Annotated in this window: 25 protein-coding genes; 11 read left to right on the top strand and 14 right to left on the bottom strand. The window is 65.8% G+C overall.

All coding sequences use genetic code 11. The annotated features are described in order from the left end of the window. The first annotated feature begins 92 nt into the window (after positions 1-92). The 6 genes from dnaJ (at position 93) to ACKTEK_RS14860 (ending at position 4,605) form a co-directional block, all read left to right on the top strand. Positions 93-1,223: a molecular chaperone DnaJ gene (dnaJ, locus tag ACKTEK_RS14885; RefSeq protein ID WP_409166073.1), complete on the top strand. Its 1,131-nt coding sequence runs from the start codon at positions 93-95 to the stop codon at positions 1,221-1,223. A gap of 127 nt (positions 1,224-1,350) precedes the next feature. After that, complete coding sequence (locus ACKTEK_RS14880; RefSeq protein WP_409166072.1) at positions 1,351-1,956, top strand: class I SAM-dependent methyltransferase; 606 nt, start codon at positions 1,351-1,353, stop codon at positions 1,954-1,956. Between the two features lie 16 nt (positions 1,957-1,972). Continuing rightward, the gene (gene pyrF, locus ACKTEK_RS14875; RefSeq protein WP_409166071.1) at positions 1,973-2,677 is read left to right on the top strand and encodes an orotidine-5'-phosphate decarboxylase; all 705 of its coding nucleotides are present in this window, start codon (positions 1,973-1,975) and stop codon (positions 2,675-2,677) included. Positions 2,678-2,741: 64 nt separating this feature from the next. Next, positions 2,742-3,056 carry a DUF1330 domain-containing protein gene (locus ACKTEK_RS14870; protein ID WP_409166070.1) on the top strand — a complete coding sequence of 105 codons (315 nt, stop codon included), beginning with the start codon at positions 2,742-2,744 and terminating at the stop codon, positions 3,054-3,056. Between the two features lie 90 nt (positions 3,057-3,146). After that, positions 3,147-3,959 carry a 4-hydroxy-tetrahydrodipicolinate reductase gene (gene dapB, locus ACKTEK_RS14865; RefSeq protein WP_409166069.1) on the top strand — a complete coding sequence of 271 codons (813 nt, stop codon included), beginning with the start codon at positions 3,147-3,149 and terminating at the stop codon, positions 3,957-3,959. A gap of 25 nt (positions 3,960-3,984) precedes the next feature. Beyond that, on the top strand, positions 3,985-4,605 hold the full coding sequence (locus ACKTEK_RS14860; RefSeq protein ID WP_409166068.1) for a 2,3-bisphosphoglycerate-dependent phosphoglycerate mutase: 621 nt from the start codon (positions 3,985-3,987) through the stop codon (positions 4,603-4,605). A gap of 10 nt (positions 4,606-4,615) precedes the next feature. Here the strand turns inward: ACKTEK_RS14860 and ACKTEK_RS14855 are convergent, their stop codons facing one another. Both ACKTEK_RS14855 and ACKTEK_RS14850 read right to left on the bottom strand, forming a co-directional pair. After that, positions 4,616-5,494, bottom strand: coding sequence for a methylated-DNA--[protein]-cysteine S-methyltransferase (locus tag ACKTEK_RS14855; RefSeq protein WP_409166173.1), 879 nt, complete (start codon positions 5,492-5,494; stop codon positions 4,616-4,618). A gap of 170 nt (positions 5,495-5,664) precedes the next feature. Next, complete coding sequence (locus ACKTEK_RS14850; RefSeq protein ID WP_409166067.1) at positions 5,665-6,168, bottom strand: DUF2244 domain-containing protein; 504 nt, start codon at positions 6,166-6,168, stop codon at positions 5,665-5,667. 22 nt (positions 6,169-6,190) lie between these two features. Between ACKTEK_RS14850 and nth the strand changes: the two genes are divergently transcribed. Next, positions 6,191-6,904, top strand: a complete 714-nt coding sequence (gene nth, locus ACKTEK_RS14845; RefSeq protein WP_409166066.1) for an endonuclease III — start codon at positions 6,191-6,193, stop codon at positions 6,902-6,904. 13 nt (positions 6,905-6,917) lie between these two features. Here the strand turns inward: nth and ACKTEK_RS14840 are convergent, their stop codons facing one another. Next, positions 6,918-7,595 (bottom strand): sulfate transporter family protein, encoded by a 678-nt coding sequence (locus tag ACKTEK_RS14840; RefSeq protein ID WP_409166065.1) that lies wholly within the window; start codon positions 7,593-7,595, stop codon positions 6,918-6,920. A gap of 146 nt (positions 7,596-7,741) precedes the next feature. Between ACKTEK_RS14840 and ACKTEK_RS14835 the strand changes: the two genes are divergently transcribed. Next, positions 7,742-8,743 (top strand): adenosine kinase, encoded by a 1,002-nt coding sequence (locus ACKTEK_RS14835; RefSeq protein ID WP_409166064.1) that lies wholly within the window; start codon positions 7,742-7,744, stop codon positions 8,741-8,743. A 19-nt stretch (positions 8,744-8,762) separates the two neighbouring features. Here ACKTEK_RS14835 and ACKTEK_RS14830 read toward each other — a convergent pair whose 3' ends face one another. The 8 genes from ACKTEK_RS14830 to hisB form a co-directional block, all read right to left on the bottom strand. Then, positions 8,763-9,143, bottom strand: coding sequence for an aldehyde-activating protein (locus ACKTEK_RS14830; protein WP_409166063.1), 381 nt, complete (start codon positions 9,141-9,143; stop codon positions 8,763-8,765). Between the two features lie 32 nt (positions 9,144-9,175). Then, positions 9,176-10,129, bottom strand: a complete 954-nt coding sequence (gene coaA / locus ACKTEK_RS14825; RefSeq protein WP_409166062.1) for a type I pantothenate kinase — start codon at positions 10,127-10,129, stop codon at positions 9,176-9,178. A 5-nt stretch (positions 10,130-10,134) separates the two neighbouring features. After that, the gene (locus ACKTEK_RS14820; RefSeq protein ID WP_409166061.1) at positions 10,135-10,461 is read right to left on the bottom strand and encodes a phosphoribosyl-ATP diphosphatase; all 327 of its coding nucleotides are present in this window, start codon (positions 10,459-10,461) and stop codon (positions 10,135-10,137) included. Beyond that, complete coding sequence (gene hisF / locus ACKTEK_RS14815; protein ID WP_409166060.1) at positions 10,458-11,249, bottom strand: imidazole glycerol phosphate synthase subunit HisF; 792 nt, start codon at positions 11,247-11,249, stop codon at positions 10,458-10,460. Before hisF ends, ACKTEK_RS14820 begins: the two co-directional genes overlap by 4 nt. A 125-nt stretch (positions 11,250-11,374) precedes the next feature. After that, entirely contained in the window at positions 11,375-12,112 is a 738-nt protein-coding gene (hisA, locus tag ACKTEK_RS14810; protein WP_409166059.1) for a 1-(5-phosphoribosyl)-5-[(5-phosphoribosylamino)methylideneamino]imidazole-4-carboxamide isomerase, read from the bottom strand. Continuing rightward, positions 12,109-12,765, bottom strand: coding sequence for an imidazole glycerol phosphate synthase subunit HisH (gene hisH / locus ACKTEK_RS14805; protein ID WP_409166058.1), 657 nt, complete (start codon positions 12,763-12,765; stop codon positions 12,109-12,111). The genes hisA and hisH overlap by 4 nt, the downstream gene beginning before the upstream one ends. Then, the gene (locus ACKTEK_RS14800) at positions 12,762-13,286 is read right to left on the bottom strand and encodes a DUF2628 domain-containing protein (protein ID WP_409166057.1); all 525 of its coding nucleotides are present in this window, start codon (positions 13,284-13,286) and stop codon (positions 12,762-12,764) included. Before ACKTEK_RS14800 ends, hisH begins: the two co-directional genes overlap by 4 nt. 52 nt (positions 13,287-13,338) lie before the next feature. After that, the gene (gene hisB, locus ACKTEK_RS14795) at positions 13,339-13,941 is read right to left on the bottom strand and encodes an imidazoleglycerol-phosphate dehydratase HisB (protein WP_409166056.1); all 603 of its coding nucleotides are present in this window, start codon (positions 13,939-13,941) and stop codon (positions 13,339-13,341) included. A gap of 193 nt (positions 13,942-14,134) precedes the next feature. On the opposite strand from hisB, the gene hslV reads away from it, so the two are divergent. The 3 genes from hslV to hslU are packed head-to-tail and all read left to right on the top strand — an operon-like array spanning position 14,135 to position 17,080. Next, entirely contained in the window at positions 14,135-14,695 is a 561-nt protein-coding gene (hslV, locus tag ACKTEK_RS14790) for an ATP-dependent protease subunit HslV (RefSeq protein WP_409166055.1), read from the top strand. Next, positions 14,685-15,767 (top strand): hypothetical protein, encoded by a 1,083-nt coding sequence (locus ACKTEK_RS14785; protein ID WP_409166054.1) that lies wholly within the window; start codon positions 14,685-14,687, stop codon positions 15,765-15,767. The genes hslV and ACKTEK_RS14785 overlap by 11 nt, the downstream gene beginning before the upstream one ends. Positions 15,768-15,772: 5 nt before the next feature. Next, positions 15,773-17,080, top strand: a complete 1,308-nt coding sequence (gene hslU, locus ACKTEK_RS14780) for an ATP-dependent protease ATPase subunit HslU (RefSeq protein WP_409166053.1) — start codon at positions 15,773-15,775, stop codon at positions 17,078-17,080. Positions 17,081-17,114: 34 nt separating this feature from the next. On the opposite strand, the gene ACKTEK_RS14775 is transcribed toward hslU, so the two are convergent. The 3 genes from ACKTEK_RS14775 to ACKTEK_RS14765 are packed head-to-tail and all read right to left on the bottom strand — an operon-like array spanning position 17,115 to position 19,340. After that, on the bottom strand, positions 17,115-17,492 hold the full coding sequence (locus ACKTEK_RS14775) for a helix-turn-helix domain-containing protein (RefSeq protein ID WP_409166052.1): 378 nt from the start codon (positions 17,490-17,492) through the stop codon (positions 17,115-17,117). Continuing rightward, a complete protein-coding gene (locus tag ACKTEK_RS14770) occupies positions 17,489-18,112 on the bottom strand; it encodes a Smr/MutS family protein (protein WP_409166051.1) in 624 nt (207 codons plus the stop codon). The genes ACKTEK_RS14775 and ACKTEK_RS14770 overlap by 4 nt, the downstream gene beginning before the upstream one ends. After that, positions 18,090-19,340 carry a murein transglycosylase A gene (locus ACKTEK_RS14765; protein WP_409166050.1) on the bottom strand — a complete coding sequence of 417 codons (1,251 nt, stop codon included), beginning with the start codon at positions 19,338-19,340 and terminating at the stop codon, positions 18,090-18,092. The genes ACKTEK_RS14770 and ACKTEK_RS14765 overlap by 23 nt, the downstream gene beginning before the upstream one ends. Positions 19,341-19,343: the final 3 nt, after the last annotated feature.

Here is a 19,343-nt window from a genome sequence, read left to right as displayed (position 1 = left end):
GGCCCGCGGACATGATTATCTGGCGCAAAGACACGGCGTTTCGCAGCGGATGCGTGGACGCGCGGCGCCACAGAGATTAAGACAAGCGACATATGTCACAGCGCGATCTCTATGAAATTCTCGGGGTGCAACGCGATGCGGACGCCGCAACGCTGAAATCCGCCTATCGCAAGCTCGCGATGAAGCTGCATCCCGATCGCAATCCCGACGACGACACCGCCGAGGCGCAGTTCAAGGAAGTGAACGCCGCCTACGAGATGCTGAAGGACCCGCAGAAGCGGGCCGCCTATGACCGCATGGGCCATGCCGCGTTCCAGAACGGCGGCGCCGGCGGCTTCAACGGCGATTTCGGCGCCTCGATGGCCGATATCTTCGACGACCTGTTCGGCGACTTCATGGGCGGGCGGCGCGGCGGCGGACGGCAGAACAACCGGCGCGGCGCGGATCTTCGCTACAACATGGAAATCACGCTGGAGGACGCCTATTCCGGCAAGGCTGCGGAAATCCGCGTGCCGTCCAGCTCTTCCTGCGAAACATGCGGCGGCAACGGCGCAAAGCCGGGCACCGGCTCAAGCACCTGCCAGGGCTGCGGCGGCGCGGGCCGCGTGCGCGCGTCACAGGGCTTCTTCTCCATCGAACGCACCTGCCCGCGATGCGGCGGTACCGGTGAGACCATCGACACCCCCTGTGACGATTGCGGTGGCGCGGGCCGCGTGACGCGCGAGCGCACGCTGTCGCTGAACATTCCCGCAGGCGTCGAGGACGGCACGCGCATCCGCTTGTCGGGCGAAGGCGACGCGGGGCTGCGCGGCGCGCCGGCGGGGGACCTCTACATCTTCCTGTCGGTGAAGCCGCATGAGATTTTCCAGCGCGACGGGGCGGACCTGTTCTGCCGCGCGCCGATCAGCTTCACGCAAGCAGCGCTTGGCGGTAGCCTCGAAGTGCCGACGCTGGATGGCAAGAGCACGCAGGTGAAGATTCCCGCCGGCACGCAGACGGGATCGCAGATCCGCCTGTCAGCCAAGGGCATGCCGGTGCTGCGCTCGCGCCAGGCCGGCGACCTCTATGTCCAGACCATTGTCGAGACCCCGGTGAAGCTCAGCCGCAAGCAGAAGGACCTGCTGCGCGAGTTTGACGAGGCGTCTTCCGACGAGAACACCCCCGACGCCCACGGATTTATTTCCCGGGTGAAGGATTTCTTCCAGGGCCGCGCCGACGAGTAGCGCTCCCGCCGCATTTCAGCCGGTTTGACTGGCTTCGATATCCACCGGGGCGAGCGCATGCTTGCCAAGGGCGCAAGAAGCGCCTAGCAAGAAAAACCGTCTGAACGAGGGGGACGCGAGCGGCGGCATGCATCAGGACATTCTCAAGACCCGTCGCAAACGCGACCAGTTTGCCGAAGACCTCCGTTTTCTGAAAACGTGGGCGGCCTCGCCGCTTCGCACCGGCGCCGTCAGCCCCAGCAGCAAGGAACTCGCCCAGCGCATGGCGCTGGAAGTCGATCCGCGCCAGCCGGGCATGATCCTCGAACTGGGACCGGGAACCGGCGTCATCACGCGGGCGCTCGTTGAGCGCGGGTTCGACCCCTCCCGCATCGCGCTGGTCGAGTACAATCCAGAATTCTGCGGCCACCTGCGCAGCGAGTTTCCCGGCGCGCACATCATCAATGGCGATGCCTACGCGATCCGCGACCACCTTCGCCATCTCGACCACCCGCAGCTTGCAGGCGTGGTGACGGGCCTGCCGCTGTTCACCAAGCCGCTGGCGCAGCGCCTGCGCCTCATCAACGCCTGTTTCGAGGCGCTGACGCCCGGCATGCCGATCGTCCAGTTCTCCTACGCGCTGGTACCCCCGGTTCCGGAAGGTCACGGCGATTACGTGATCGACGTCTCCAAGTGGGTTTGGCGCAACCTGCCGCCGGCCCGCGTGTGGACCTATCGCAAGCCGCGCGCCTGACGCAGACCACATCCAAATGGCAAAACCTTCCCTTTCCGCCCGCGACCGCCTGATTGTCGCGCTCGATGTGCCGGACACGCGCGCGGCCGAGACGCTTGCAAGATCGCTCGACGGGCATGTCGGCGTCTTCAAGCTGGGGCTGGAGCTTGCCATGAACGGCGGCATCGACCTGGCGCGCGATCTCGCCGCCGACGGCAAGCCGGTCTTTCTCGACCTCAAGCTGCTCGACATCTCCAACACGGTGACGAAGGCGGTGGAAAACGCCGCCGGCCAGGGCTTCGCCTTCCTGACGATCCATGCCTATCCCGCAGCCATGCGGGCCGCCGTCGCCGGGATTGGCGACAGCGCGCTGTGCCTGCTCGGCGTGACGGTGCTGACCTCGCTCAATGCCGAGGACCTTGCTGAGGCCGGCTATTCCGCATCGCCGGACGAGTTGGTCCTGTCGCGCGCGCAGAGCGCTGCCAGCACCGGCATGGGCGGCATCGTGTGCTCGCCGATGGAAGTGGCTGCTGTTCGCGCGAAATGCCCGGACCTCAACATCGTGACGCCGGGCGTGCGCCCTGCGGGCAGCGACACCGGCGACCAGAAGCGCATCGCGACGCCGGCATCTGCGATCAAGTCGGGGTCCGACTATCTCGTCGTCGGGCGCCCGATCACGCAAGCCGGCAATCCGGCCGAGGCCGCCGACACAATCGTCGACGAGATCGCCTCCGCCTTTTGACGGGCTACTTCCTTTCCGGTGTACGATTGGCTTCTATGTCTTCAGGCTTGAGGAGGGCCGTGCCATGTCCGAACCGAAGGGATACTGGATCGTCCACATGGATGTGACCGATCCGGAGGCCTACAAGGCCTATGTCGCGGCGAACGGACCTGCCATCGCGGCCTTTGACGGCAAGTTCCTGACGAGGGGCGGCACCAGCGAAGTGAAGGAAGGCGCGCTGCGCGCCCGCCACGTGGTGCTGGAATTTCCAAGCTACAAGGCAGCCACCGACTGCTACGCGTCCGAGGCCTACCAGGCAGCGCTGAAGCTGCGGTCCAACGCATCCGCGGGCGACCTTGTGATCGTTGAAGGCTACAACGGGCCACACCCCGGCGAATAGCCGACTGCATCCCCTCTTCTCGATCTCTCGTCGAGGTTTCCGCTTCGGACCGGGGCTGATATAGCCTCAAGCTGAGTGGAGCGGAGTGGAATGAACGTGATGCGTTTTGTCGTCGTTGGCGCTGCCGGGCGCATGGGCCAGGCCCTGATGCGCGTGGTGAGCGAAACCGAGAACTGCGAACTCGTCGGCGCGATCGAGCGCGAAGGCTCCGACGCCATCGGCAAGGACAGCGGCGAACTGGCAGGCCTTGGCCACAACGGCATCGCCGTCACCGACGATCCGATCCCCTGCTTTGCCAATTGCGAGGCGGTGCTGGACTTCACGTCGCCCGCCTCCTCCGTCGCCTTCGCCGAACTCGCAGCACAGGCGCGCATCGTCCATGTCATCGGCACGACGGGGATCGAGGCGGAGCAGATCAGGAAGTTCGACGCGGCGGGACGCCACGCGCGCATCGTGCGTTCCGGCAACATGAGCCTCGGCGTCAACCTGCTGGCGGCGCTGACGAAGAAGGTCGCGGCAGCGCTTGATGCGGATTTCGACATCGAGATCGTCGAAATGCACCACAAGCACAAGGTCGACGCGCCGTCGGGCACGGCCTACATGCTGGGCGAGGCGGCCGCCGAAGGGCGCGGCATCTCGCTCGACACCCACGGCGTCTTCTCCCGCCACGGCCAGACCGGCGCGCGCAAGCGCGGCGACATCGGCTTTGCCACGCTGCGCGGCGGCAGCGTCATCGGCGACCACGAGGCGATCTTCGCCGGCGAAGGCGAACGGCTGACGCTGGCCCACCAGGCCGGCGACCGCAGCATCTTCGCACGCGGTGCGGTGAAAGCCGCCATCTGGGCCCACGACAAGAAGCCCGGGCACTATTCCATGGCCGACGTCCTCGGCCTTTCGGACTGACACAGCCACAGAAAAGGTTTTGGAGATGGAGCGCCTTCTCGTCATCGTTCGGCACGGCCAAAGCGAATGGAACCTCAAGAACCTGTTCACGGGCTGGAAGGATCCGGACCTGACCGAAAAGGGCGTCTCGGAAGCCCATGCCGCCGGCAAGGCGCTGAAGGAGCTGGGGCTGGAATTCGACGTCGCCTACACGAGCGCGCTGTCACGCGCCCAGCGCACGCTGGCGATCATGCTGGACGAACTCGGCCAGACCGGCCTCGACACTGTCCGCGACCAGGCCCTGAACGAGCGCGATTACGGCGACCTGACCGGCCTCAACAAGGACGATGCCCGCGACAAGTGGGGCGAGGAGCAGGTGCACATCTGGCGGCGGTCGTTCGACATTTCCCCGCCGGGCGGCGAAAGCCTGAAGGACACCGCCGAGCGCGTGCTGCCCTACTTCAAGTCCGAAATCCTGCCGCGCGTGATTGCCGGTGAGAGGGTGTTGATATCCGCGCACGGGAACTCCCTGCGCGCGCTCATCATGGAACTGGAAGGCTTGTCGGGCGAAGAGATCCTCAAGCGGGAACTGGGCACAGGCCGGCCCATCGTCTACCGCCTCGACGAAAACGGCGAGATCACTGACAAGCAGGATCTCGCCGGATAGGTCGCCGGGTTCAGACCAGCCCGCTTTCCCAGCCCAGAATCGCGCGCTTGCGCGTCAGGCCCCAGTGATAACCCGTCAGCGCGCCGGATTTTCCCAGCACCCGGTGACACGGCACCACGAAGGAAATCGGGTTGCGGCCAACGGCTGCGCCCACGGCGCGCGCCGCGCTCGGTTTGCCGAGGTGCTTGGCGATGTCGCCATAAGTGGTCGCCTTTCCGAAGGGAATCTTCAGCAGCGTCTCCCAGACGCGGACCTCGAAATCCGATCCGATCATCACCACCCGCAGCGGGGTGTCGGCAGACCACGAGTCGCGCTTGAAGACGCGCGCCGCATAAGGAGCGGTCCGGGCGGCATCCTCCACGAATGTCGCGGCAGGCCAGCGCCGCGTCATGTCGGCAAGCGTTTCGTCGCGGCCACCCTCGCCATCGCAGAAGGCCAGCCCACACAGGCCGCGCGCGGTCGCGAGCACCAGCGCCAGCCCGAAGGGCGCTTCTTGGAAGCCGTAGGAAATCTCAAGCCCCGCGCCGCGATTGCGGTACTCGCCTGGCGTCATCGCCTCGTGCGAGACGAAGAGATCGTGCAACCGCCCCGGCCCCGACAGGCCGACATCGTAGGTCGTGTCGAGCACGGTCTCGCGCTCGCTGAGCAGACTGCGGGCGGTATCCAGCGTGATCGCCTGTACGAACTGCTTCGGCGTCAGCCCCGCCCAGCGGTGGAACAGCTTCTGCGCCTGCGTGGGGTTCAGGCCCATCTCCTCGGCGATGGTGTCGAGGTCGGGCTGGTCGCGCCAGTTCTCGGTCAGGAAGCGGATGGCGGCGCGCACACGGGCATAGTCATCCGCGGCGTCGGGGCCTGCACTGCCATCATGCGTATCGGCTTCTGCGGTCATCAGGTCACTTGTTGCGTTTCGTACGGGGTCCGGATCGGTTCGGAATTGCCGGGTGAGGTCCTGCTGCGTGAGGTCCTGGGAGAGGTCCATTTGTCTTGCCTCCGAGGTTTGAGCCTTGCGGCCATATCACCCGGTCAGCGCGTGCAATCCCACCCGTTTCCTGCACCTGGTCACGCCGGCTGCGGCGCACGGGCATCATGCAGCGCCTGCGACAGTGCCGCGCCGAATTCCTCGCGCTCGGGCGGCGACAGCCAGTCGCCGACGCGCTCGCTGGTCCCCTTGCAGGACACGGTCAGGCTCATGACGCCGAATTCCTCGTCGCGCTCGGTGGCAAGGCGCGCCCAGTAGGGGTTCATGTCCAGGCGCCGGCGCCTGCCCTTAAGGTCGGTGCGCTCGATTCGCAGGGTCTGGTGGCTGACGGAGACGATCTCCCGCACGTTCGCGGCGCGGTAGTTGGCGCGAAACGCATACCAGACGATGGCGACGTCCAGCCCGAAGAAGCCGACCACCGGCCAGGCGCCGATGGCCCAGAACACCGTGCCGCAGACGAAGCTGATGCCGCCGACCAGCGCCATCACCAGCACGAAGCCGCGCGGACTCAGCGAGCGGTGCGGCGTGATCACCGCCTCGAAGAAGGGTTCGCCCGTGTCAGATTTCGGGTTGGCGTCGGTCATGGGGCATGAGTATAGAGGCGGCATGACCCAGCGCCAGCCCGCCAAGCCGAAACCGATTGCCGCAGCCAGAAAGCCGTCCACGCGCCGCAAGCGCGCGACGAAGCTGAAACGCGACGCCATCCTCTCGATGTTCTCCAAGCTCAAGGCCAGCAATCCGGAGCCTGAAACCGAGCTCGAATATACCGATCCCTACACGCTGGTGGTGGCGGTGGCGCTGTCGGCTCAGGCGACCGATACCGGCGTCAACAAGGCAACCCGCGTGCTGTTTGCCGATGCCGACACGCCCCAAAAGATGGTGGATCTCGGCGAAGACGGCATCCGCGAGCGCATCAAGAGCCTCGGGCTGTTCCGCAACAAGGCGAAGAACGTGCTGGCGCTGTCGCAGATGATCCTCGCCGATTTCGGCGGCGAGGTGCCGCAGACGCGCGAAGAACTGGAATTGCTCCCCGGCGTGGGACGCAAAACCGCGAATGTCGTGCTCAACACCGCCTTCGGCCAGCCGACGATTGCCGTCGACACGCATATCTTCCGGGTGTCGAACCGCACCGGCCTCGCGCCGGGCAAGGACGTTCGCGAGGTCGAGGACAACCTGGAGCGCGTCGTGCCCGACGCATTCAAGCGCGACGCTCACCACTGGCTGATCCTGCACGGGCGCTACATCTGCAAGGCGCGCAAGCCCGCCTGCAATCGCTGCGTCATCCGCGAGGAATGCCTGTTCAAGGACAAGACCGCCTGAGGCGGCAGGCCCGTCAGACCTCGCTGACGAACTTCGAACCCGACAGGCGCTTGTGGGTATGCACCATGAAGATGGTGGCAAAGAGCGGCGTCATCAGGTTGAGGATCGGGATCGCCACGAAGAGCGCGATGATCATGCCGGCGATGAAGAGCGTGCCGGCATTGGCCTTGCGCATGTCGCGCACATCTTCGCGCGAGCGGAACCGGTGGGCGGCAAGCTCGAAATATTCCCGCCCCAGAAGATAGCCGTTGGCGGCGAAGAACAGTACCGCGTTGATGCCCGGCAGCCAGATCAGCAGCAGCACCAGGATGTTCACGCCGATGACGACGCCCATGAATTTTAGGCCCTGGGCGATGGCCTCCATGGTCGGCATCGGTTTGCCGGGCGGGTCGGCGGGATAATCCTCCTTCTCGACGATCTCGGCGACATCATCGAGAAACAGGCTCGCGACCAGCGCGGTGACCGGCGGGAACAGGAAGGCGCTGGCGACGAGGTAGATCAGCGCGGCGACGATGCCGGCAGCCGTGATCATCCAGGTGGCGAAATCCTCGGCTGCGTATTTCAGCAGCTCGAACCCGCCCGCCGCGACGGCGATGAACAGCAGCAGCGTGAGTGCGATTGTCTTCAGCAGGACGCCGCGAAAGGGCTTCGCAAACATCTGGTTGAACGCGTGGATGGCGTCCTGAATCATGGTGTCTCGAACTCCGGGCCGCGACATGCGGCATTGACCTTGCGGTTGAGGCACCGCAAACAGGGCGAACCCGCCTGAGATAAGGTCGCATCCGCACCGGGCCAAGTGCCTGACACGGATCAGCCCGAACCGAAAGACCCTTCATAATGAGCCAGCCCCGTTTCGACGTTCTCGGCCTCGGCAACGCGATCGTCGACGTGATCGCCCGCTGCGACGAGGCGTTCCTCGCAAGCCACGATCTCGCCAAGGGGTCGATGCACCTCGTCAGCCAGGACGAGGCGGAAACGCTCTACGGGCAGATGGGGCCGGGTATGGAATCCTCCGGCGGGTCGGCCGCCAACACCATCGCCGGCATCGCCTCGCTGGGCGGCAGCGCGGCCTTCGCCGGCAAGGTCGCCGACGACGCGCTGGGCGGCGTCTTTGCCCACGACATTCGCGCGCTGGGGGTTCATTTTGACACCGCGCCGCTCGATTCGGGCGCGGCCACCGGGCGCTGCCTCGTGCTGGTGACGCCGGACGGCGAGCGCACCATGAACACGTTCCTCGGCGCGGCGCAGGAACTGGCCCCCGCCGATATCGACACCTCCGTGGTGGCCGATGCCAGCATGCTCTACCTGGAGGGGTATCTCTGGGACCCGGAAAACGCCAAGCAGGCCTTCGTTGCCGCTGCAAAGGCCGCGCAGGAGGCCGGGCGCGACGTGGTGCTGACCCTGTCGGATGCCTTCTGCGTGGAGCGCTACCGCGACGAGTTCCTCGATCTCATCAAGCAAGGCACAGTGGACCTCGTCTTCGCCAACGAGCACGAGGTGCGCTCGCTCTACCAGACAGGCGATCTCGCCACCGCGATGGACCATCTCGGCGGGCAGATGCGCGAAGCGGTGATCACGCGGGGGGCGCAGGGCGCGAGCATCTACAAGAAGGGCAGCCGGGTGGACGTGCCGGCCGCTCCCGTCGACCAGGTCGTCGACCTCACCGGCGCGGGCGATCTCTACGCGGCGGGCTATCTGTTTGCCCGTGCGCGCGGCATGTCAGCACCCGATTGCGGAAAGCTCGGCGCGCTCTGCGCGGCAGAGGTCATCTCGCATGTGGGCGCACGCCCGCAGGCGGACCTGAAGGACCTCGCCCGCCAGAACGGGTTCGCGATCTGACTTTTCGGTGACTTGGGCGTCAGGTGCCTGAGGGTTCGCCGTAGACGAGTGGTTCGCGCACATAGCCGAACGCGCCCTCGCCGGACCATGCCCGACCGTCCGGGAAACGCAGCTCGATGCCCGCGAGGTCGGCCTCATCGGCAAGGCGCATGTTAACGCCCATCACCACGTTGCCGACCTGTGCGATGGCTTCATCCGTCAGCACAAAATGCGTCGTCGATCCGCACTTGCTGCAAAAGTGGATTTCCGCGCCGGCGTTTGGCTTGTCGGCGCGCACGTAGGAACCAGTCTGCCCCTCGACGCTGACCTCTGCCGGGATGAAATAACCCCAGTGCGCGCCGGACTTGCTGCACAGCGTGCAATTGCAGGCGTGGATGTAGTCCGGGCGTTTTTCCAGCACGACGCGGACGGACCCGCAGAGGCAGGCCAGATTCACAGCTTGCGCAGGCTGACGGATTCAATGCGGTGGTCGTCGCCCTTGCGCAGGATCAGGTCGGCGCGGTGGCGCGTAGGGCGCACGTTGTCCATCAGGTTCGGCAGGTTGATCGTGTTCCAGATCTTCAGTGCGGTTTCGCGCGCCTCGTCGTCATCCAGCTGCGCGTAGCGGTGGAAGTAGGAACCGGGGTCGCGGAAGGCCGTCTGGCGCAGGCGCAGGAAGCGGCTCACGTACCAGTCCTCGACCGTCTGGACGTCGGCATCGAGATAGATCGAGAAATCGAAGAAGTCCGAGACGAAGGGGATCGCCTCCCCGTCGCGCGGCATGGTGCCGGTCTGCAGCACGTTCAGCCCTTCGAGGATGAGAATGTCCGGGCGGTCCACCACCACGTGCTGACCTTCGACGATGTCGTAGGTGAAGTGCGAATAGACCGGCGCTGGCACCGAGCGGTCTCCGGCCTTGATGCGCGTCAGGAATTCGAGGATCGCCGCGCGGTCGTAGCTTTCCGGGAAGCCCTTGCGGTCCATCAGGCGTTCTTCCTCCAGCACCGCGTTGGGGTAGAGGAAGCCGTCCGTCGTCACCAAGTCAACCTTGGGCGTGGAGGGCCAGCGCGCCAGAAGCGCCTTGAGAACGCGCGCCGTGGTGGACTTGCCCACCGCAACCGAGCCGCCGATGCCGATGATGTAGGGCATCTTGGCCTTGCCGGCGTGCAGGAATTCCTGCGTGGCGCGAAACAGCGACTGGGTCGCTTCCACGTAGAGGCTGAGCAGGCGCGACAGGGGGAGATAGATCATCTCCACCTCGTCCATGGACAGATGCTCGTTGAGGCCGCGCATGTGCTCGATTTCCGCCTTGTCGAGCGTCATCGGCGTGTCGGCGCGCAGCTTCGACCACTGGTCGCGGGAAAACTTCTGGTAGGGGGAGAGTTCCGTCTGGGCCATCTGATCCATCAGGGTCAATCCTTCCTGCGCGAGGCCTTCTCGGCATGTCCGCTCTGGCTCGTCCGCCGGGCAAGCTCGGCGTGGACGTCATCCAGCGGCACGCCGGCGGCATGCAGCAGCACGGCAAGATGATACAGCACATCGGCGACTTCCGCCGTCAAGGCCGCCTTGTCGCCGCTGACGGCCGCGATCACGGCTTCAACGGCTTCTTCTCCAAATTTTTTTGCGCACCGTTCCGGCCCGCCTGCAAGAAGACTGGCGGTATAGGACTTTTCACCGGTTTCGCCCGCCCGCTGCGCGACGATCTCGGAAAGGCGCTGAAGATCGACCTGGTCGCTCATGCCGCTTCCCCGATGCCATCGAGCCGCATGGCAAGCCCTGCGTCTGCCATGTGCCGCTTGGCCTCTCCGATGGTGTAAGTGCCGAAGTGGAAGATCGAGGCGGCAAGCACCGCGCTCGCGTGGCCCTCGCGCACGCCGTCGACCAGATGATCGAGCGTGCCGACACCACCAGACGCGATGACGGGAACCGCGACCGTATCGGAGACGGCGCGGGTCAGTTTGTTGTCGAAGCCGGATTTCGTGCCGTCGCGGTCCATGGAGGTGAGCAGCAGTTCGCCCGCGCCCAGCGAGACCACCTCGCGGGCGAATTCCAGCGCGTCGATGCCGGTCGGCTTGCGCCCGCCATGAGTGAAGATTTCCCAGCGCGCCGCCTCGCCCTCGCCCGACACGCGCTTGGCGTCGATGGCAACGACGATGCACTGCTCGCCGAACTTTTCGGCTGCGCGCGCGACGAACTGCCAGTCCAGCACGGCTGCGGTGTTGATGGACACCTTGTCGGCGCCCGCCGTCAGCAGCTTGCGGATATCCTCGACCGTGCGCACGCCGCCACCGACCGTCAGCGGCATGAAGCAGGCCTCGGCGGTGCGCGTCACCACGTCGAACAGGATGCCGCGATCCTCGTGGCTGGCGGTGATGTCGAGGAAGCAGAGTTCGTCGGCACCGGCAGCGTCATAGGCAATCGCGGCCTCGACGGGATCGCCCGCGTCGATCAGGTCGACGAACTGCACGCCCTTGACGACGCGGCCGTCCTTGACATCGAGGCAGGGTATGACGCGGGTCTTCAGCATTTCGCACGGTCCCGTTCGCGTCGGTTCATGAGTTTGCCCGTCCTCGCGGCTCCGCCACTGCGGGCGTTGCGGGAGCGGCCATCCTTCACGCCCAAACACGGTATGACGCGGGTCTTCAGCATGGGTCAGGCGGCGTCCTTGAGCCGGGTCAGCGCGGCAAGCGGGTCAATGCGGCCATCGTAGATCGCGCGCCCGGAAATCGCGCCTTCCAGTTTTGCAGCGTCGGGCTGCGTCAAACGCTCGATATCGTCCATGGAGGCGAGGCCGCCCGAAGCGATGACCGGGATCGACACCGCTTCGGCCAGCGCGATGGTCGCGTCCCAGTTGATGCCGGTGAGAATGCCGTCGCGGTCGATATCGGTGTAGACGATGGCCGCGACGCCGGCGTCCTCGAACTTGCGGGCAAGATCGACCACGTCGAGCGTGCTGGCTTCGGCCCAGCCTTCCACCGCGACCTTGCCGCCGCGCGCGTCGATGCCGACGACGATGCGGCCGGGAAACTCGCGGGCCACGTCGCGCACAAGCTCCGGGTCACGCACGGCGACCGTGCCGAGGATCACCCGGTCGATACCGGCTTCGAGCCAGCGGGCCACATCCTCGCGGGTGCGGATGCCGCCGCCAAGCTGCACCTTCATGCGACCGCCCACCGCGCCGAGAATCGCGTTGACCGCATCGCCATTGACCGCGCGGCCCGCGAAGGCACCGTTGAGATCGACAACATGCAGCCACGGAAAGCCGGTCTCGGCGAACTGGCGCGCCTGGTCCGCCGGGTCGGCATTGTAGATCGTCGCCTGGTCCATCTCGCCCTTGACGAGACGCACGCACTGGCCGTCCTTCAGATCGATGGCAGGAAACAGGATCATGGGGTCCACGTGAGGAAGTTGGCGATCAGCCGGAGGCCGAGCGACTGGCTTTTTTCCGGGTGAAACTGGGTGCCGGCCATGTTGCCGCGCGCGACCATGGCCGTGACCGGGCCGCCATAGTCGGTACGCGCGACGATATCGCCCTCGTCGGCCGGGTTCAGGTGAAAGGAATGCACGAAATAGGCGTGCAGGCCGTCCGGGCCGGTCGGGACGCCGTCGAGCAGCGGGTGATCGCCCGCCTCGTTCAGCGTGTTCCAGCCCATGTGCGGCACTTTCAGCGTCGGGTCGGACGGCTCGATGCGGGCGACATCGCCCCTGATCCAGCCGAAGCCCTGCGTCTCGCCGTATTCAAGGCCGCGCGAAGCCATCAACTGCATGCCGACGCAGATGCCGAGAAAGGGTTTGGCCGCTTTCGTCACGCTTTCGGTGATGGCATCGGCCATGCCGTCCACCGCGTGAAGACCGGCGCGGCAATCGGCGAAGGCTCCCACGCCGGGCAGCACGATGCGGTCTGCCGCGCGCACCCGGTCCGGATCGCTGGTGACCTCGATCGCCAGCGGCGAACCGGCCTCGCGCGCAGCGCGGGCGAACGCCTTCTCCGCCGAGTGCAGGTTACCTGACCCGTAGTCGATGATCGCAACCGCGGATGTCATCTGCCGCGCTCCGGGAACATGCCGACGATTCCGCCATAGCCCTTGCGGGCGGCGGGGCGCGATGCGCCCTCGCGCGGCACCGGAATGGAAGACGTCGCGGTGGGCGTTGCGACGAAACGGCCCGGGCGCGCGGGCGCGCCTTCGATCCAGTCTTCCAGGATGCGGCGTTCGCATTCGGCCTGATCGCGACCGGACGCGACACCGATCAGCGTGTAGCCCTTGCGCTCCAGCGCGCGGCGACGCCACTCGTTGCCTTCCAGCCCGACCATGAGCGAGAGCAGCAGCCCGACAAGCCATGCTTCGGTTGCGTATTCCGGCAGGATTTGGCCAATGGTGGAAATGGCCATGGTCAGCGCCAGCACGACGATGGCGGCCAGCCAGACCCGGTGCAGGAACAGCCAGAAGAACGTGAAGATGAACCCGCCAAAGGCAAAGCCGTCCTTGATGAAGACGACCTTGTCTGCGGCATCGCGGCCGGTCGGTGCGGCCCCTTGCGGGGCGTGCGCGGTGTAGAGAACCATCGGCTGTCAGACCCCAAGCGCGGTTTCAGGAAGGCGTTAAAGCCTCAAAACCTCAAACGCTCAAGGTTCCTTTCGTTGAGGGCACCACGTCTGCGGTTCGCGGGTCGATCTCGAAGGCTGAGCGCAACGCGCGCGCCGCGCCCTTGAAGCAGGATTCCGCGATGTGGTGCGAGTTCTCGCCATAGACGTTTTCGACATGCAGCGTGATCTTCGCATGTTGGGAGAACGCCTGAAAGAACTCGCGGAACAGCTCGGTGTCCATCGCTCCGATCTTTTCCGACGGGAACTGCACCCGCCAGACAAGAAACGGGCGGCCGGACACGTCGACGGCGACGCGCGACAGCGCCTCGTCCATCGGCAGGTCGCAGGACGCATAGCGGCGGATGCCGCGGCGCTCGCCGAGCGCCTGCGAGACCGCCTGGCCCAGCGTGATGCCAACATCTTCCACCGTGTGGTGCATGTCGATGTGCAGGTCGCCCTTCGCCGCGATGTCCAGATCCATCAGCCCGTGGCGGGCGACCTGGTCCAGCATGTGATCGAAGAAACCGATGCCGGTCGCAATGCGGCCCTGCCCGGTTCCGTCGAGATCGACGGACACCGCGATATCGGTTTCGTTGGTCGTGCGCGTCACCTTCGCGCGACGGACAATGCTCATGTGGCACCTGTCATCTGGCGGAAATGCCGCAGGCGGCGGACGCCTGCGGAAACCGGGCTTTTAGCAGCGAGCAGCGCCGCTTTCCAGTGCGTGGGGCAGCATCCGGTTAACCGGTGCTGAGCAGCCCGCCTTTCAAAAGCCGCCCCGGACCCCTAAATGGTGAAGCTGCGAACAGCAACGGAGCCTTCAAAACATGGCCGAAAACGGCAATCTTCCCGCCTGGCATGGCACGACGATCATCACCGTCCGCAAGGGGGGAAAGGCCGTCGTGGCCGGCGACGGACAGGTCAGCATCGGCGACACCGTCATCAAGCATTCGGCGCGCAAGGTGCGGCGGATCGGGTCCGGCGACCGGGTAATCGCCGGTTTCGCCGGCGCGACGGCGGATGCCTTCGCGCTGTTCGACCGGCTTGAAAAGAAGCTCGAACAATATCCTGACCAGCTGACGCGCGCTGCCGTCGAACTTGCCAAGGACTGGCGCACCGACCGCGCGCTTCGCAACCTGCAGGCGATGATGATCGTCGCCGATTCCAAGGTCAGCCTCGTGGTGACCGGCAACGGCGACGTGCTGGAGCCGGAAGACGGGATCATCGCCATCGGCTCGGGCGGCAACTACGCGCTGGCGGCGGCCCGCGCGCTTGCCGACACCGGGACAGACGCCGAGGAAATCGCCCGCAAGGCGATGAAAATCGCGTCGGAAATCTGCGTCTACACCAACGACAAGATCACGGTCGAAACCATCGATGCCGAGTGAAGCCCATCTCGACCACGCGGTTCGCGAGGGAATCATCTCCGAGGACCAGCGCGAGCGCATCCTGGCGCTTGCCCGCACCGACCTCGGCGGGCAGGCCGCCTATGCCAGCCCCGACGAGCCGTTCCGGCTGTTCCGGGGCTTCCGCGATTTCTTCCTCGCCATCGGTATCCTGATCCTCGCACTTGGCCTTGGATCGACGATGCTGTCGGTGCTGCCGTGGGACAGTGTCGAGATGAATTCCGGGCGTTCGCTGCTCGGCGCGGCGGCCTTTGCAATCCTCGCCGGTGTGGGCTGGGGGTTCGGCGAACTGGTGACGCGGAAGCTACGCATGCCGCTGGCCTCGATCATCGTCGTTCTGTCGTTCTGCGGTTCGGTCGCCATATCCGCAGCCTTTCTCGGCGCAGCCTTTCTGGGTGGGTCGGGCGACATCGCCAAAAGCGTCATCCCGGTCATTGCAGCAGCTGCCAGCATCCTTGCGGCGGTTGCCTTCTACCTTCGGTTCCGGCTGCCTTTCGTTTTGTTGCCGCTTGGTGGCTCAGCTGTTGCGACCGCGCTGACGCTCGCGCACGTTTTCGATCCTGAGATCGCGCCGACCCACCTCGCCATCGTCGCCGGCATCTGCGGTCTCTTCGTGTTTGCCGCCGCGATGCGGTACGACCTTTCCGATCCGAACCGGCTGACGCGGCATTCGGAATGCGCGTTCTGGCTGCATCTCCTCGCCGCGCCGCTCATCGTGCACAGCATCTTCTCGTTCTTGTCGGCCGACCTTTATGCAGGCGCGCCCTATGCGGCGGTCATCGTCATTGCCATCATCGCGGTGCTGGCCTTCATCGCACTGCTGATCGACCGGCGCGCCATGCTCGTCTCCGGCCTGACCTATCTCGGCTGGGCCATCGGCGTTTCGCTGTCGGTGCTGCTGGGATCCGCAAGCGGTCCCATGACATTTCTCGTTCTCGGGTTGCTGCTCGTCGGCCTCGCCATCGGCTGGTCCAGCGTGCGGCGCGTCATCCTGAACGCGCTGCCGCGAAACGAGCTCATCGCCCGGTTGCCCCCCGCAACACATGAAAGCTGAGTTGAATGCCTGATTTTTCCCCCCGCGAGATCGTTTCCGAACTCGACCGCTACATCGTTGGCCAGAAGGACGCCAAGCGCGCCGTGGCCATCGCGCTGCGCAATCGCTGGCGGCGCCAGCAGGTCGAGGGGCCGCTCGCCGACGAGATCCAGCCCAAGAACATCCTGATGATTGGGCCGACCGGCGTCGGCAAGACGGAGATTTCCCGCCGTCTCGCCAAGCTCGCCAATGCGCCGTTCCTCAAGGTCGAAGCGACGAAGTTCACCGAGGTCGGATATGTCGGCCGCGACGTTGAGCAGATCGTGCGCGACCTTGTCGAAGTCGCCATCGGCCTCATCAAGGCAAAGAAGCGCAAGGAAGTGGAAGCGCGCGCGCATCTCGCCGCCGAGGACCGGGTGATCGAGGCCCTCGTCGGCCCCGGTGCGGGACAGGCCACCAGGGATTCGTTCCGCAAGAAGCTGCGCGAAGGCGACCTCGACGACAAGGAAATCGAGATCGAGGTGCGCGGCGGTGGCGGCGCGCCGATGTTCGAAATTCCCGGCATGCCCGGCGCGCAGATGGGGATGGTCAATCTCGGCGACATGTTCGGCAAGGCCTTCGGCGGCGGCGGTCAGAAGCGCAAGGTCTTCGTGCGCGACAGCCATGACCTGCTGCTGGCGGAAGAGGCCGACAAGCTGATTGACGAGGATCAGGCGGTTCAGGAAGCGATTTCACTGACCGAAAACAACGGCATCGTGTTCCTCGACGAGATCGACAAGATCTGCGCCGGGGGCCAGCGCGTCGGCGGCGGCGACGTGTCGCGCGAGGGCGTGCAGCGCGACCTGCTGCCGCTGATTGAGGGCACGACGGTCGCCACCAAGCACGGCCCGGTGAAGACCGACCACATCCTGTTCGTGGCATCGGGCGCGTTCCACGTCGCCAAGCCGTCCGACCTGCTGCCCGAACTGCAGGGCCGCCTGCCGATCCGCGTCGAGTTGCGGGCGCTGACGGAGGACGATTTCCGCCGCATCCTGACCGACACGGAAGCAAGCCTGGTGAAGCAGTACATCGCGCTGATGGACACCGAGGGCGTGGCGCTGACCTTCAGCGAGGACGCGATCTCCGAGATTGCGTCCATCGCGGTCAAGGTGAACTCGTCGGTGGAGAATATCGGCGCGCGGCGCCTGCAGACCGTCATGGAGCGCGTGCTCGACGAAATCAGCTTCGAGGCATCGGAGAAGTCCGGTGAGGCGCTGGAGGTCGATGCGGCCTATGTGCGCGAGCATATCGGCGATCTCGCCAGCAACGCCGACCTCAGCCGCTACATTCTCTGAGCCAACATCTTACGACCCGAGCCAGGCCCGCGCGTTAGTCGTCGCGGGTCTTGGTCTGCCGGTTGGCATCCATCACCGCGTTGAGCGCGTCGAGGGCCGGCTCGTCGAGCTGGTGGATTTCGCGCGCCAGCCGGTTGGCGAGCCGAGTTGCCTTCGGCGAAAGGCCGCCGGTGTCGATGGTGACGCGCGGATCAGACAGCGCCGCAAGCCGCTGCAATTCCTCCGCCTCGTCCCAGATGATGTTGAAATAGCCGATCACCCGCTGCACGAAGGCGAAGGTCGGCCGCCCGCGCCGGCCGTGCTCGAGCGCGGAGAGATAGGCCGACGACACCTTCAGCGCGGCCGCCATTTCGACCTGCGTCAATCCGCGCTCGTCGCGAAGGTCGCGCATCCGCTGTCCGAACGGCGTCATGCGCCACGCCCACCATTGCGGCCCTTGCGACGAAGCTGCACGTAGAACGCCCCGTCTCCGCCATGTCCCCGGCCCGCTGTCTGGAAGCCGGCGACGAGGTCGCGGTAAGGCGAACTTTGCAGCCATTGCGGCACCGCGCGGCGCAGGATGCCGCGCTCGCCCGCCGACCACCAGTCGCCGGTATCACCGGAGCGGCCCTTGCCGGTGATGACCAGCACCAGCCGCGCGCCGGATTGCTGGCGCGACTGGAGAAATGTCAGCAGCCGGCCATGTGCTTCCGCCTGGGTCATGCCGTGCAGGTCGATGCGCGCATCCGGGCCGCGGCCACGGCGCACATAGCGAGTGGCGAACTGGTCCAGTCCGGCAGGACTTGCCGGCGTTGGTACCATGGAGGGAAGAGGTGGCGGTGCCGCAGGCTTGCTGGTCCTTGGCCTGGGCGCCTGCTTCGGCTTTTTCGACGCAGGCGCCTTTTCCTTAGATGGCTTTGCTTTGGGGGCGGGAGCCTCGGTCGTGGTCGTCGGGGTTGCGAGCTGTCGCGCCTCGCGCGACAGCGGGCTGACCGAGCGCGCAACGCGCGACCAGTCGTCCTTTTCGCTGTCAGTCAGCTTGCGCCGCGACATCTCCATTGCCCCCGTCGCGTGGTCTCAACACATAGAACTGCGCCGGATCGTTGATCCGTCCGGCGATATCGCCCGCATCTTCGCCGGTTCCCCAGAACAGGTCGCCGCGCGCCGGACCGCGAATGGCCGAGCCGGTATCCTGCGCAATCATCAGCCGGCGAAACGGCTCTTTTCCAGCGGCCGTCCCCGTCGGCAGATCGGCTGTCACGTAGACCGGCATGCCGTAGCCGATGTGCCGGGGATCGACCGCAAGGCTTCGGCCGCGCGTCAGCGGCACGCCTTCGGCACCGATGGGTCCGAGGTCGTCCGTCAGCCCGGTGATCTTACGGAAGAAGATGTAGGATGGATTGACCGCGAGGATGTCCGGCGCGATTTCCGGATTGGCCTTGAGCCAGTCGCTCATCGCCTTCGACGACATGCCTGCGGCGGGAACCAGCCCGCGCCGGATCATTTCCTTGCCCGCCGACGCATACGGGTGACCGTTCTTGCCGGCAAAGCCGAGGCGAAGCGCGGAACCATCCGGCAGGGCGAGGCGCACCGAACCCTGGATATGGACGAAATAGGCATCCACCGGGTCCTCGATCCACGCAAGCGGTTCGAGTGATTCCCACGCCTCCGGGTCAGCCAGCGCGCCACGGTCAGAATATGGGGTGAGGCCCTCGGTCGTACGGCGCGCGGCACTCAGGTTTTCGGGGAACCCTGCGGGACGCGACTTGCTGCTGACGCTGACGAGGTCTTTCGGCAGGGCGAAGAGCGGGACGGCGAAGCGATCCGTCTTTGCGACCGAGCCTGCAAGCTGCGGCTCGAAATAGGCGGTCACGCGGCCGGCCTTCTCGCCCTTCGGCGTCATCAGGACCGGTTCGAACCAGCGCTCGAAAAAAGCTCTGGCGGACTCACCGTCAAATGTCCCGGCGCCGCCGGATGCGACCAGCGCGGTGCAGGCGCGCACAAGTGACTTCGCCCGGCGCGGCTTCGGCGCACCGCGGGTTTCTTCGGCGGTATCGGCAGATGCGGCGATGGTTGCCGGGTGCGGACCGGTGCAGGACTGCTCGAAGGCTTTCAGTGCGGCGAGATGATCGTCGTCAGTCCAACCGGGCAGGTCGGCGAAGTGGGCGCGCTTGATGCTTGCCTCGGCTGCGGCGGCTTCGTTGCCAGGTCCGGCGAGCGTCAGCGACATGGCGAGAACCACCGCGAGCGTTGTTCTGGAAAAGACGGAAAGGGCGCGCATCGC

Origin of the sequence: Tepidamorphus sp. 3E244, from assembly GCF_046159835.1 — a bacterium.
Lineage (GTDB): Bacteria > Pseudomonadota > Alphaproteobacteria > Rhizobiales > Tepidamorphaceae > JACKJK01.
The sequence above is the reverse complement of the archived record's forward strand: the minus strand, read 5'-3'. Positions and strand labels throughout refer to the sequence as shown.